Source organism: Streptomyces abyssalis, from assembly GCF_001751365.1.
Classification (GTDB): Bacteria; Actinomycetota; Actinomycetes; order Streptomycetales; family Streptomycetaceae; genus Streptomyces; species Streptomyces abyssalis.
In genome coordinates this window covers 1,550,996-1,564,074 of the sequence record NZ_LJGT01000041.1, presented here as the reverse complement: position 1 = coordinate 1,564,074, position 13,079 = coordinate 1,550,996, and the positions used below count along the sequence as shown (strand labels likewise).

12 protein-coding genes and 1 riboswitch are annotated in these 13,079 nt (G+C 69.2%); of the genes, 3 read left to right on the top strand and 9 right to left on the bottom strand.

What is annotated here, in order from left to right:
- Nucleotides 1-176: 176 nt before the first annotated feature.
- The 9 genes from AN215_RS27480 to AN215_RS27440 form a co-directional block, all read right to left on the bottom strand.
- The gene (locus AN215_RS27480) at nucleotides 177-797 is read right to left on the bottom strand and encodes an L-threonylcarbamoyladenylate synthase (protein ID WP_070010515.1); all 621 of its coding nucleotides are present in this window, start codon (nucleotides 795-797) and stop codon (nucleotides 177-179) included.
- Nucleotides 798-1,171: 374 nt separating this feature from the next.
- The gene (locus AN215_RS27475; RefSeq protein ID WP_070010516.1) at nucleotides 1,172-1,897 is read right to left on the bottom strand and encodes an HAD family acid phosphatase; all 726 of its coding nucleotides are present in this window, start codon (nucleotides 1,895-1,897) and stop codon (nucleotides 1,172-1,174) included.
- 255 nt (nucleotides 1,898-2,152) lie between these two features.
- Nucleotides 2,153-2,716: a dihydrofolate reductase family protein gene (locus tag AN215_RS27470; RefSeq protein WP_070010517.1), complete on the bottom strand. Its 564-nt coding sequence runs from the start codon at nucleotides 2,714-2,716 to the stop codon at nucleotides 2,153-2,155.
- A gap of 161 nt (nucleotides 2,717-2,877) precedes the next feature.
- Nucleotides 2,878-3,432 carry a GNAT family N-acetyltransferase gene (locus AN215_RS27465; protein ID WP_070010518.1) on the bottom strand — a complete coding sequence of 185 codons (555 nt, stop codon included), beginning with the start codon at nucleotides 3,430-3,432 and terminating at the stop codon, nucleotides 2,878-2,880.
- Between the two features lie 75 nt (nucleotides 3,433-3,507).
- The gene (locus AN215_RS27460) at nucleotides 3,508-4,221 is read right to left on the bottom strand and encodes a haloacid dehalogenase type II (protein ID WP_070010519.1); all 714 of its coding nucleotides are present in this window, start codon (nucleotides 4,219-4,221) and stop codon (nucleotides 3,508-3,510) included.
- A gap of 111 nt (nucleotides 4,222-4,332) precedes the next feature.
- Nucleotides 4,333-4,704, bottom strand: a complete 372-nt coding sequence (locus AN215_RS27455; RefSeq protein ID WP_070010520.1) for an MmcQ/YjbR family DNA-binding protein — start codon at nucleotides 4,702-4,704, stop codon at nucleotides 4,333-4,335.
- The gene (locus AN215_RS27450; RefSeq protein WP_070010521.1) at nucleotides 4,701-5,138 is read right to left on the bottom strand and encodes a hypothetical protein; all 438 of its coding nucleotides are present in this window, start codon (nucleotides 5,136-5,138) and stop codon (nucleotides 4,701-4,703) included. Before AN215_RS27450 ends, AN215_RS27455 begins: the two co-directional genes overlap by 4 nt.
- Nucleotides 5,139-5,279: 141 nt before the next feature.
- Complete coding sequence (locus tag AN215_RS27445) at nucleotides 5,280-5,519, bottom strand: DUF6411 family protein (RefSeq protein WP_070010522.1); 240 nt, start codon at nucleotides 5,517-5,519, stop codon at nucleotides 5,280-5,282.
- Between the two features lie 251 nt (nucleotides 5,520-5,770).
- Entirely contained in the window at nucleotides 5,771-6,262 is a 492-nt protein-coding gene (locus tag AN215_RS27440) for a DUF6069 family protein (protein WP_216093823.1), read from the bottom strand.
- A gap of 289 nt (nucleotides 6,263-6,551) precedes the next feature.
- Between AN215_RS27440 and AN215_RS27435 the strand changes: the two genes are divergently transcribed.
- From AN215_RS27435 to AN215_RS27430, 3 genes are all read left to right on the top strand, one after another.
- Nucleotides 6,552-11,138, top strand: coding sequence for a DUF6531 domain-containing protein (locus AN215_RS27435; protein WP_070010523.1), 4,587 nt, complete (start codon nucleotides 6,552-6,554; stop codon nucleotides 11,136-11,138).
- 54 nt (nucleotides 11,139-11,192) lie between these two features.
- Nucleotides 11,193-11,570: a hypothetical protein gene (locus tag AN215_RS29660; RefSeq protein ID WP_139140788.1), complete on the top strand. Its 378-nt coding sequence runs from the start codon at nucleotides 11,193-11,195 to the stop codon at nucleotides 11,568-11,570.
- 640 nt (nucleotides 11,571-12,210) lie between these two features.
- Nucleotides 12,211-12,681 (top strand): hypothetical protein, encoded by a 471-nt coding sequence (locus AN215_RS27430; RefSeq protein WP_070010524.1) that lies wholly within the window; start codon nucleotides 12,211-12,213, stop codon nucleotides 12,679-12,681.
- A 188-nt stretch (nucleotides 12,682-12,869) separates the two neighbouring features.
- Nucleotides 12,870-13,051: riboswitch (cobalamin riboswitch) on the top strand.
- Nucleotides 13,052-13,079: the final 28 nt, after the last annotated feature.

The following is a 13,079-nucleotide window of genomic DNA, read 5'->3' as shown; positions in this document are numbered from 1 at the left end:
TCAGGCGCGCGTCGGGAGTACGGCCACTACCCCCGCACACGTCATCGCCCTCCCCCGCGTCTCCTGTGCGGGGAAGGGCGATGAGGTGAGGTGGTGTGCAGTGCAGTGCTATCGCACCGTGCCGCGCCGTGACTGACGTGCCGCCCGGCCCGGGCGGCGTCCCGCCACCGGTGCGGCTATTCGAAGCGCGCGGTGTCGCCGGCGCCGCGGCGTACGATCTCGGCGCCGCCGCCCGAGAAGTCGATGACCGTGGTCGGCTCAGTACCGCAGTCCCCCGAGTCGATCACCGCGTCCACCGTGTGGTCGAGCCTTTCCTTGATCTCCCAGCCCTGCGTCATCGGTTCGTCCTCGTCGGGCAGGAGCAGGGTGCTGGAGAGCATCGGCTCGCCGAGTGCGGCGAGCAGCGCCTGGGTCACGGCGTGATCGGGGATCCGGACGCCGACCGTCTTCTTCTTCGGATGCAGCAGACGGCGCGGCACCTCCTTGGTCGCCGGGAGGATGAAGGTGTAACTGCCGGGCGTCGCCGCCTTGATCGCGCGGAACACGTCGTTGTCGACGTGGACGAACTGGCCCAGCTGCGCGAAGTTCTGGCACACGAGCGTGAAGTGGTGACGGTCGTCGAGGTTGCGGATCGACCGGATCCGGTCCATGCCGTCGCGGCTGCCCAGCTGGCATCCCAGCGCGAAACAGGAGTCCGTCGGATACGCGACGAGCGCGCCGGAGCGGAGACTGTCGGCCACCGTGCTGATGGTGCGCGGTTGCGGATTGTCGGGGTGCACGTCGAAGTACTTCGCCATCCGCCGACCCTATGTGATCTCGCCGGACAGCGGTCCGGGGACCGCAACGGCGACGATGCGGCGAACTGAACGGCTGCCCCACGTGACGGGACCGCCACACAGGGAAGTTGAGCGGTGATTACTCACTCGCCCGGCATCACCCTCCGCGAATCGTGTTCCGTGAGCAGGCACACGGTTCCGGCCGGGCCCCCATGCCGACCGGGACGGTGCCGCCGACGGACCCCGCAGTCCCGCAGGTCCGTTGACGGTTCGCAGATCAGCGCCGGGGCCGCTCAGCAGCGGTGCCTGCGAACGGGGAACGGCCAGGGCTCTCGCGCAGCCCTGGCCGTTCGGCCACTCCGGGGGTCAGGCTCTGAAGAGGCAGACGTTCGGGGTCAGCTCAACGCGCCGTCGTAGTCCGGCAGTTTGAAGGTCTTCTCGGCGTGCCCGCCCACGACGTCCGTCGGAGTGTTGCCGATGTTGGCGATGATCTTGTAGCCCTTGGACTCGATCTCGGCCCGCTTGGCGGTCTTGTACTTGCTGACCTCGTCGAAGATGTCCGGCAGGTCACGCACGTACAGACCGGAGATCGGGAAGCCTTCCTTCTCCAGGTTGTCCTTGGTGAGCCCGTAGATGATGCCCGGGCGGGCGGTGACGAAGTAGACGGCCACGCCTTGGGAGTCGGCGTAGCGGGCGAGGTCCAGAGTCTGCTCGACCGCGGGCGTCGGCAGCTCCCAGATGGGGTGGAAGTGCGTCTCCAGCGAGGTGTTGTCGATGTCGAGGACGATCGCCATCTTCTCGCCGCCGCCCTGCGAGATGCGCTCTTCGAGGTACGGGCGTGCCTCGTCCGTGACCGCGCTCACGTCGCGCTTCCACTGTTCGTAGTCGACCTCTTCCGCGAGCGCGGAGTGGCCGTCGGCGCCGTGCGGCCCGGCGAAGGTCACGGCCGAAGTCGCGGGCGCCGCCTGCGAGTCGGCGGGCGCGGTGGCGGGCGCCTGCGCCGTCGCCGGGGCCTGCGGGGGCGCGGCCGTGGCGGGAGCCACACCGACGGCCGTCACCGTCGCGACGGCCGCTCCGGCGACGGACACCGAGATCCGCTTCTTCCAGTTACGTCCATGCATGGGGGGTTCACTCCTGAGTCGCGAAACCGACTTGGGATGGCCCCTCGCCGGAACGGCGTGGGGCCCGGTGGCATGTTCACGTCTCATCATGGACGGAGGGGAAAGTTCCGGCTACCGGTCGGTAGTGATGACATGTTCTGCACCGTGCAAAAGCAGCCATTGCGACGCGGGGCGCTCACGCACACCCGCTCCCCCGCTCCTCCGTGCGAAGTGGGCGCGGGAACAGGGGTGATGGAGCGATGAGAAGGCGCCGCCTCAGCGGACAGGGGCGTAGCGCTGCAGGGTGATCCCGCTGCGGAACGCCTTCGACTCCAGCAGGCGCAGCCGCGGGATCTCGTACCCGTCCGGGAACAGGCGCCGGCCGCGGCCCTGAACGACGGGATACACGAAGAGGCGGTACTCGTCCGCCAGTCCCGCCCCGATCACCGCGTGCGCCAGGGTGATGCTGCCGGTGAGCACGATGTCCTTGCCGCTACCGGACTTCAGCGAGGCCACCTCTTCGACCGGGTCGCCCGCCAGCACTGTCGAGTTCTCCCACCGGGGATCTGTGAGCGAGGAGGAGACGACGTACTTCTGCACCCGGTTGAGGTAGTCGGTGACGCCTGTGGTGTCGTCGGTCTGCAGCGGCCAGTAGCCGCGGAAGTCCTCGAAGGTCTGCCGGCCCAGGAGCACGGCGTCGGCCCGGCTGCTCTGCCGCTGGTTCTCCTCCAGGACGTCGCTCATGTCCGGGGCGCCCTGGCCCTGAGGGTCGAACCAGTCAGTGATCATTTCGACGGCGCCGTCGACGGTGATGTTCTGGGTGATCGCGAGTGTGCGCATGCCGTCCCTCTGCGAAGTCGGTGCGGGTCTCCCCGTACGACCGCGCCGAAGGCCGGGAATCATCGGTGTGCCGCGATCGCCGGACGGGACGACGCGCCGTCCTGACCCGCCGTCGTCCGTCCCCGGCTCCGCGGCCCGGCTCCGACCGGCAGGCCGCAGCTCTAGCCCTTCGAGTACTGCTTCGAGTCCGGCTTCCAGTCCTGGACGAGGAGGCCGAGCAGCACCTCGTCCATGAACTCGCCCAGCACCCAGGCCGAGGAGCGCAGCACGCCCTCACGTACGAAGCCGCTGCGCTCGGCGGAGCGCAGCATCGCCGCGTTGTCCGACAGCGTCTCGATCTGCAGCCGCTGCAGGCCGCGCACGACGAAACCGTAGTGGCACAGCACCGCGACCACGTCTGTCCCGTAGCCCCTGCCGCGGGAGGACGGCAGCAGCCCCAGCCCGATGTGCGCGGACCGGTTGTGATCGTCGATGCCCCACAGCGTCGCGGCGCCGACCAGGGCGCCGCCGTCCAGCTCCACCACGGAGAACGGGACGTGCCCCTGCTTTTTGTCGTCCACCACGAACTGCGATTCCTTCGAGCCCGGCGTGATCGGCCGCCACGGCCGGCCCTGGGCCCGCGCTGCGTTGGCCACGTCGTCGTGCAACTCGGCCTGCAGGACCGGGATGTCGTCCTCGTGCCGGGCCCTGAGCCCGACCTTGTTCCCCCTCAGCATGCAGGCTTCCTATCCGACTTGGCCGGCCGGCGGCAATCGGATAAGAGGCGGTGCCGGCCGTGACGGACCGAGGGATCAGCCGGACAGGCCCTGGGCATCGCCCAGTTGCCGGGCCAGGTCGGCCACGTCCTCGGCATGCACGTCGAACCGGTCCGAGGGCAGGGGCGGGTCACCGACGGGGCGGGCCACGTAGGCGGTGCGCAGGCCGAGTTCCTGCGCCGCGCGCAGGTCCCACGCATGGGCGGCGGCCATCAGCAGCCGCTCGGGCGGTCGTCCGGAGACGGTGACGGCCAGCTGGTAGACCGCCGGGTCCGGCTTGTACGTCCGGACGTCCTCGGCGGACAGGACCTGGTGCCAGCGCAATCCGGCGTGGGCGTTGAGTTCCAGCAGCGCGGTCCGGCTCGCGTTGGAGAGCCCGATCAGCGGGAACCGTTCGGCAAGCCGGGCGAGCCCCGGCACGGTGTCGGGCCACGGCGGAAGCCGGCGGCCCGAGCGGGCCAGCGTCGCCACGGCGGCCGCATCGCCGACTCCGGCCGCGTCCGCGACAAGCTGGGCGGCTTCGCGGTCCAGAACGTCGCCGGGTACGTAGGAACGTACGCCGTCGAGGATGCGGCGTTGTTCGCGGTCGATGTGCTGATGCCACAGGGACAAGAGCTCTTCGGTCCTGGCCTCTTCGAGCGACGGGCCGAGTCGGCGGATGCCGGCGCGGATACCGGCGGGCTCGTCGACGAGCGTGCCGAGCACGTCGAACACGACGGCATCGATCTCATCGGTCTCCAGCTCTGACATGACTGACGTGGCTGACATGGGAGACGTCTCCTGTGCGCGAGGCGGGCAGGCGGTGCAGCGGCTGCTGGCCGAACGCGGTCGGCCGCCTTCCTGATTCCCCGGCCCCGGACGTCAGAGCGTGCCGTCCTCCTCGAGGACCACGCGTGCCAGCTTCTTCGGCGCGACGAGTGCGTACGACGTACGGACCCACTCCGTGACCTGCTGCCAGCGCTCCGCGTCGGCGTCCGGAGCGAGGGTGACGGCGATCCACCCGTGTCGGCCCAGCCCGTAACCGGCCGCTTCGGCGTCGGGGTCCGTCGCCACGACGGCCGCGGCCTCCTCCCGTGTCAGCTTGAGCGAGAGATGCTGGGCCTCTCCGTCGCAGAAGACGAAGTTCTTCCCGCGTACGCGGAAGGTCGGATGGTCGCCCCACTGCTCGATGTCGACGCGCTCCGCCTCCGGCAGTTCCGCAGCGATCCGCTCCAGGCGGTCCATGTTGCTCATTCCCGGTCCTCTCTGCTGCCGGATCCGCCGTCGGCGCGACCGGGCCGGCGACGGGCGCGGCGGTCATCGATGTGTGCGGCGCAGCCGGCCGCCGTCGCCAGGATGCCGACGGCGAGGTGCACCTTGTTGTCGTCGAAGGACAACGGTTCCGCCCAGTCCAGCAGCGACAGGTTGCCGAACACTCCCAGCAGCAGCCAGAAGAGCCCGAGCGACAGATCGGCCCGCGCGGCTCCCCACCCCCGCGGCGCCCACAGGCCCGCGGCGAGCCACAGCAGCCCGGAGGCCAGATGCAGCGTGCCGTGCAGGGGCTCGGCGGTTTCCCAGCCGGGCAGCCCGGACAGCGGTACGAACCGCATGACGCCGACGACCACGAAACCGGTGCCGAGGATCAACGCGCACAGCCGGGCGAGCCGTGCCGGTATCGATGTCTTCACGCGTTCATGCTCATCGCCGCCTCCGACGACCGTAATCCGGCGGGCCCCACCCCGCACACGGGGGCGGGCCGGGGTCCGGGTCCGGTCCCGATCCCGGGGCAGGGGCCGGGCACGAGGTTCCGACGGGCGCCGGGCGGCGTATCAGAAGGGCATACGGCGGCGGGCCCGGCGGCCGGCACGCCCGCTCTTGCCCACAGCACGCGAACTGCTGCGGAACGGCTTGCTGAGCAGGCGGCCGGACTTCCCGGGTGCCTTGCCCGCCACCTGGGTCCCGGCCCCCAGAGAGCGCTGCGCCCCACGCTGCGGACGGTGCGAGAACCGCGGCAGCAGGAAGGCGAGTACGGCCAGGACGACGCAGACCACGACGATGCCGATGACCACGGGGACACACTCCTTCGTTGCTACGGAACGCCGGAGTGCCCCGTGTGGGCGCCCATACACCGTAGGACCGAGGATGTGACGGAAGTTACCGAATTCGGATGCTCCACGTTCGCTCGGCGTACGAGGAGTCGTTCCGCGGCGGTCTGCTCACTTCGGGAGCTCATCTGAACGGTTCCGCAAGCGGCTTCGGACTGAGAGGCGCCTGCGGACCGCAGGAAGGCCACCGCGGAGCGACGTCGCGCGCCGCCGCCTCAACGCCCCTCGGCGTGCTTCAGCCGGAGCGTCAGCGGCGGGATGATGACGGCAGCCGCCACCAGGTGGGAGAGAGCCAGCACGACCTGCGTCAAGACCGCGGTGTGCGGGGCGAGTGCCGGCGGGATCAGCGACAGCGCGGTGAGTACGACCGTCGTGACCAGGAAGATCCGTGCGGGCCGCTTCGCCCATCTGGCCAGGGCCACCGCGAGGACGATGCCCACGACGGAGTTGAAGAGGACTCCGAACGCGAAGCCGAAGAGCGGAATCTCCTGGGCGGCCGCGGCGCCCGGGGAGGCGGCCTCCATGGGAACGCCGAGTCCGCGCGCACCCAGCGCGAACACCTCGGTGACCGCGGCACCGGCCACGGCGACGAGAACACCGAGCCGCCAGACCGGCTGCGCGGTGATCCGCGACCGGAGGGGGCTCGGGGCCGTGCCGGCTCCTGCCGGCCGGGGCGCGGTCATGTCGTTGGTGGGGTTCTCGCTCATCTCTGCCTCCTCAGACGGCCGGCCCTCGGCCGAGGGCTCCGCAGAGACAGACGGCCGCGGGCGGCCGAACTCATCGGCCTGGAGGAGGAGTTCACCCCGGACATCGCGTACGTCCCCGTGCAACGGCCGGTGCCAGTCGGCTGCAGCACGGGCGGGTACACCGCTGACCTCGTGTTCTGTTCCGCGAGGGTCCGATTATCGCCGTGCTCCGCCGAGTTCACTGTGGCATTCTGGCGGACAAGTGCCCTGGGGAGGGCGCGAAGTCACGGGGCACACGGGGGAGTTGACGGTGGGTTACACGCTGCCGGAATGGGCGGACGAGGTCCTGGACTACATCGGGATCAGTTTCCCGAACGTGGACGAGGACGACTACCGCGAAATGGCCACCGGCCTGCGCGAGTTCGCCGACGACATCGAGGACCACGGAGCAGAGGCCCACCGCGCGATCCAGCGGCTGCTCTCCTCCGGCGAAGGCGCCGCCGCCGACGCCCTCGAAGCACACTGGGGCAAAGTCAAGACCAAACACCTCCAGGACGTCGCCGACGTCTCCCGCACCTTCGCCGACGCCATGGACGTCATCGCCGGGCTCATCGAAGGAATGAAACGCAAAGCCGAGATCGAACTCGGCGTCATGGCCGCCGCCGTCGGCATCTCGCTGGCCGCCGCCGTCTTCACCGGCGGCCTGTCCGCCCTGGGCGGCGCCGCCGCGAGCGCCGCCTGCCGGGAGGCCATCCGCCGCGCCATCAAGGAAGCCTCCGAGGCGATCGTCGAGGAGCTCGTCGCGAAACTGACCGAGCCCGTCGTGGCCAAGCTGGAGAGCAAGGCCGCCGACCTCCTCGTCGAGCTCGGCTCCGAAGCACTCGGCCTGCCCGGCGGCGACGGACCGCCCAAGGGCAAGGACGCCACCCAGCTCAACTCCGCACCCGGATCGGCCGGTTTCGGCTCCGGACCCGGCAAGACCGGCAAGGTCAAGGTCGACCACGACGAACACGACACCGCCGCCACCAGCCTCGCAAGCCTCGGCTCGAAAATGGACTCCGGCGCCCTGTCCAAGCTCGACCGTGCCGACTCCAGCCACGGCCGCGTCCGCGGCAAGGACGCCTTCACCGCCCCCTTCGACGCCCTCATCGACTCCGGCGTCAAAGCCGCCAAGAAGGCAGGCCCCGCCCTGCGCGACCACATATCCGACGGCATGACCCGCGCCATCCGCACCACCTCCAAGAACCACAAACGCAACGAAGACTCCATCGTCGACGACCTCAAAGGCATCAACTCCCGCAACGACGGCCGGGGGCCCAACGGCGGTGGACCGGACGGCGGTTCCAGCCATGTGAAGCCCGACTCCATGGACAAGTCAGGGTCGGATCTGCGGCTGACCGGCCGCGACGGTCAGAACAGGGTCTGCAAGACGGACCCGGTCGACGTGGCCAGCGGCGAGATGATGCTGCCCCAGACGGACCTGGCCCTTCCCGGCGTGCTGCCGCTGCTGATCACCCGGACGCATCTGTCGACATACCGCTACGGCCAGTTCTTCGGCCCCTCCTGGGCCTCCACGCTCGACGAACGCCTCGAAGTCGACGACAGGGGCGCAGTGCGGTGGTCACGCGAGGACGGTTCCATCCTGTACTACCCGCGTCTTCCCGCCGCCGACGGCGAAGACGAGGTCATGCCGGAGGAAGGGCCGCGCCTGCCGCTGAGCTGGGAGGGCACGGGCGCCCTCGGCGAGATCACCTACCGCATCGACGACCCGCACACCGGCATCACACGCGGCTTCGCGGACAGCCCCGCTCACCGCTCGGGCTGGTACTGGCTGCGCTGGTGGCAGGACCGCAACAGCAACGAGATCACCCTCGCCCGCCTTGAGGACGGCACTCCCACCACGCTCGTCCACTCCGGCGGCTACCGCGTCAACCTGCACACCGATCTCGGACGCCTCACCCGTCTCACGCTCAACACCCCCGACGGCCCTGTGGACGTGATGTCCTACGGCCACGACGCCACGGGCAACCTCACACACGTCACCAACTCGAGCGGCCAGGCCCTGGTCTTCGACTACGACACGCACGGCCGGATCACCGCCTGGACGGACCGCAACGACTCCACGTACCGCTACGTCTACGACGAGGCGAACCGCGTCACCGAGACGATCGGGCCGGACGGCTACCTCTCCTCCCGCTGGTCCTACGACCGCGTCCGGCGCACCACCCACTTCACCGACGCCACCGGGGCCACCACCGTCTACCAGCTCAACGCCCTCCACCAGATCGTCGCCGAGACCGACCCCCTTGGCCACACGACCACTTCGGAGTGGGACCGCTACGACAACCTCCTCTCCCGCACCGACCCGCTCGGCGCGACGACCAGCTACGAGTACGACGAGGCTCGCAACGTCACCGCCGTCCACCTCCCGGACGGCAGCCACGTCACGGCGGCCTACAACGAACTCAACCTCCCGGTCTCCGCGACCGGACCCGACGGAGCCGTGTGGGCCCAGGAGTTCGACGAGTGGGGAAACCGCACCGCGGTCACGGGTCCGGACGGTACGACCAGCCGTTTCACGCATCACCGCACCGGCGCCGTGGCCACCGCCACCGACCCGTCAGGGGCGACCGCCACCTACGGCAACAACGACGCGGGCCTGCCGGTCTCCGTCACCGACACCTCCGGCAGGATCGCCACCGTCGAGCGTGACGCCTTCGGCCGGCCCACCACCATGACCGACCCCCTCGGGGCGGTCACCCGCGCCGTGTGGACCGTGGAAGGCCGCGTCTCGGCGCGCACCACCCCTGACGGCCGCACCGAACGCCTCACCTGGGACGGCGAGGGCAACTGCCTGAGCAGAACCGACGCACACGGCGGCACCACGGTCTTCGAGTACACCCACTTCGACAAGCTCGCCGCCCGGACCGGGCCCGACGGTGTCCGCTACGCCTTCGGCTACGACGCCGAACTCCGCCTCACTCAGGTCCACAACCCCCAGGGCCTCACCTGGGACTACACCTACGACGGCGCCGGGAATCTGACCGCGGAGTCCGACTTCGACGACCGCGAAGTCACATACACCCACGACGCGTTGGGCCGCGTCACATCACGCACCACGCCGCTCGGGCAGGAAATCGCCTACTCCTACGACGACTTGGGCCGAGTGACGGCGAAGGACGCGGGGGGAATCCGCACCGAGTACGCGTACGACGCCGCCGGCGCGCTCATACGCGCGACCTCCCCCACCTCCACGCTCGCCTTCGCACGGGACGTGATGGGGCGGCTCCTGTCCGAGACCGTCGACGGCCGCACGACACGCTTCACATACGACGTGCTCGGCCGCCGCGCCTCCCGAACCACTCCCACCGGCGCCCTCACGGAGCTCACCTACAACACGACCGGGGACCGCTCTGCGCTCACAACCGACGGCCACCGCCTGGACTTCACCCACGACGCCCTCGGCCAGGAACTCACCCGCGCGCTCGGCTCCGACACGTCCCCGGTCGCGCTGACCACCGCCTGGGACATGGCCGGCCGTCCTGTCGCCCACGCCCTCGCAACCCCGGGCCGCACCCTGCGCGCCCGGAACTACACCTACCGGGCCGACAACCACCTCACGTCCATCACCGACGACGTGACCGGTACGCGGCAGCAGATGGAACTCGACCCGGCCGGGCGCCCGTTGACGGTCACGGCCGACGGCTGGACCGAGTCCTACGCCTACGACCAGGCAGGCAACCAGACCGAGGCGAGGTGGCCCGAAGGAGCAGGTCGCTCCGAAGCCCGCGGCGAACGCCAGTACACCGGCACCCGCATCCTCACCGCCGGCGGCGTCCGCTACGAACACGACGCCGCAGGCCGCATGACCCTGCGTCAGAAGCGCCGCCTCTCCCGCAAGCCGGACACCTGGCGCTACGAGTGGGACGCCGAGGACCGCCTCACCTCATGCACCACACCAGACGGAACACGGTGGCGCTACACCTACGATCCCATGGGCCGCCGCACCGCCAAGTACCGCCTCGACGAGAGCGGTTCACCCGTCGAAGCCGTCCACTTCACCTGGGACGGCACCCGCCTCGCCGAACAGACCGACACCACCACCGGCGTCACCCTCACCTGGGACCACGAAGGCCACAAGCCCCTCACCCAGCTCGAACGCAAACCACGGGCGACGGACGGCCTCACCCAGGACGAGTACGACTCCCGCTTCTTCGCCATCGTCACCGACCTGGTGGGCACCCCCACCGAACTCGTCGACGAAACCGGCCACATCGCCTGGTACAGCCGCACCACCCTCTGGGGCACCACCACCCGCAACAGCGACGCCACGGCCCACACGCCATTGCGCTTCCCGGGCCAGTACGAAGACCCCGAAACGGCCCTCCACTACAACTACTTCCGCCACTACGACCCGGAGACCGCCCGCTACACGTCCCCGGACCCCCTGGGGCTCGCACCGGCGCCGAACCCGGCGGCCTACGTCCAGAACCCCCACACATGGACTGACGTCCTCGGGCTCTCCCCCTGCAGCGCAGGGGACGGGTATCTATATCGGGGAGTTCCCGCTGGTCACCCTATGTACAACGATGCGCTCGCCGGTCGCGCGGAGCCGCGCGGCGGGCACGATGACCCAGGAAGACATGCTGGCGGTTATACCGACAGTATTTTCACCTCCTGGACTCACGACTATGAGGGTGTGGCCCTGGATGCTGCGGACGAACTCGGACCGGGCGGTATTGTGATGAGAATGAGGGAGTCCGAAATACCCGCAGACAGGAATATTCAGGTCCACGACACCGATCATGAGAGCTACGAAGAGATGGAGCATGCAATACGTGGGACTGTATCTGGCGCTGAGATCAGCGTAGACAGAGGCCCTTGGCGCAGGCCTTGATCGACGTAATACTCCGTACGGCGCTTCCCACTTCTCTTCATGGAGCGATGGTTTGTGAACAGGGAAGAACTCAGACTAATGCTCGTATCGCATGGCGACGAGCCAGCCAGCCGCTGCGCAGAAGCACTCGCGAGTGGCTCACCATTCACGGTCTGGGAAGAAACGACCGATACGAACCGGGTCGCATCCATCTACGCCAGAAGAGAAAAACACAACCGGAGAATTCAACAACCCTCCATCGGCTTCACTCAGGCAATGCACGCATTGAAAGAATTCGATGAGGAAGAACTCCGGATTGGGTACGTTGACGACAGGGAGCGTGGCGGGTTCTACTTCCAATTGTTTCTCGACGCCGAGGCCATCAAGGTCATCGCTTGCCTGGGTGTGCGCCCTTCTGCGCGGGAACAGCCCCCCAACACAGCCGATAGCTGAACATTTGGCTCGTGCGAGCAGAACCCTGCCTGTTGCGCCTTCAGGCGCACCGCCCGCATCTACCGGTACGACTCCCATCCGTACCGCTCGCTCCCTGTAACCCCGACTCCCCCGCCCCGTTGGGCAGTTCAGGGTGCCGGACGGAAGCCGGTCCGGATGGCGGACGGAGGGGCGTGCGCAGGCGTGCAGAACCTCGACATCTTTCCGGACGATTTCCCAAGTCGCCACCCGGAGTTCTCAGCGGATCCTTACTCGTAAGCGCCCACGTCCATTCTTGACGTCGTCCATGTAGCGCCTGTCTGCTACCACGAGCAGAGGACCGTAGCCCGGGGCGCCCTCTGGTGCAGCAGGGGGCGGGCGGACTGCGGCCCCCGCCGCCAAGCCCCGCCCCGCGTCGCGGAGATGGCTTGAAGTCGGCCACAGGCACTCTTGCGTTCACCCGCATCACGCGCATCAATTAGCAACGCGTGAACTGACTGGCCAGACACTGTGGCGTCCCGGAGTGCGGCCTGAGCAACGGCCGTTCGCCTCCGTGGAGACCGCAGCGCGCACCGCACCCCCCCACACCGTCCCCGCGCGTCAGACGTGACGCGACGACTGCGGTGGTCATGCAACTCCCCCACAACCGGAAGGCATTTCCATGGGACGCAGCAGATCAGCGTACGCAACTGGACTGGGTACGGCCGTACTCGCGGTGGGCGCCTTGGCGTTCGCGCCGACCGCGGCTGCCGTCGACCCGACGACGGCGACCGTGTCGGCCGACTGCGGAAGCGCCGGCTCCGGCGAGGCCACGCTCAAGGCCACGCAGGACGGAACCGCCGCGACGATCACTCTCTCGTCCTCGGCCGTGAAGGCCCCGATCGACGTGGCCGCCGGATCGGTCGAGACCACGCTCACCATGACGAAGAACGGCAGCGACACCGCGACCTTCACGGGCAAGTCCAACCCGGCGATGTCCGCCGGTGACGACGTCAACTCCGGCCCGCTGGACGGCACCGTGGCCGCCGGCGACGTCATGGAGGCGAAGTCGGTGAAGCTCGTGATCTTCGGCACCATCACGGTGAACTGCACCGCCACATCGCCCCAGTCGCCGGGGCCGTTCACCTTCTGAGGGCATCACTCGTGAGCACCACCCCGTGAGCACCACTCCTGAGGCACCGCGCAACCGCGTCATCCGGTAGCGGCGGGGCGGCGTCCGGCGCCGCCCCGCTCGCCTGCGCCCCCGGGCAACTGACGCCGGGACAAATCCGTTGCCCACGCGCCCGGTCCGGCCCCCCGCACTCTTTGCCTCCCGCGCGGCCGAACGTAATATCGCCTGGTCATCACCGCGACGGGAGACAGGAAGCCGGTGCGAATCCGGCACGGTCCCGCCACTGTGACCGGGGAGTGCACCCTTCGACATGCCACTGCGCACGCGCGCGGGAAGGCCGGGGGAACGTCGATCCGGGAGTCAGGACACTGGCCTGTCGCGGGCCCGTTCCGAGGAGCGCGGACTCCCCAGGAGGCTCT

Bases quoted from the DNA above. Each gene is read 5' to 3' on its own strand.
- AN215_RS27470 (WP_070010517.1), bottom strand. From the start codon at position 2,716: ATGCGCACACTCGCGATCACCCAGAACATCACCGTCGACGGCGCCGTC.
- AN215_RS27475 (WP_070010516.1), bottom strand. From the start codon at position 1,897: ATGCATGGACGTAACTGGAAGAAGCGGATCTCGGTGTCCGTCGCCGGA.
- AN215_RS27455 (WP_070010520.1), bottom strand. From the start codon at position 4,704: ATGAGCAACATGGACCGCCTGGAGCGGATCGCTGCGGAACTGCCGGAG.
- AN215_RS27430 (WP_070010524.1), top strand. From the start codon at position 12,211: ATGGGACGCAGCAGATCAGCGTACGCAACTGGACTGGGTACGGCCGTA.
- AN215_RS27440 (WP_216093823.1), bottom strand. From the start codon at position 6,262: ATGAGCGAGAACCCCACCAACGACATGACCGCGCCCCGGCCGGCAGGA.
- AN215_RS27460 (WP_070010519.1), bottom strand. From the start codon at position 4,221: ATGTCAGAGCTGGAGACCGATGAGATCGATGCCGTCGTGTTCGACGTG.
- AN215_RS27465 (WP_070010518.1), bottom strand. From the start codon at position 3,432: ATGCTGAGGGGGAACAAGGTCGGGCTCAGGGCCCGGCACGAGGACGAC.
- AN215_RS27480 (WP_070010515.1), bottom strand. From the start codon at position 797: ATGGCGAAGTACTTCGACGTGCACCCCGACAATCCGCAACCGCGCACC.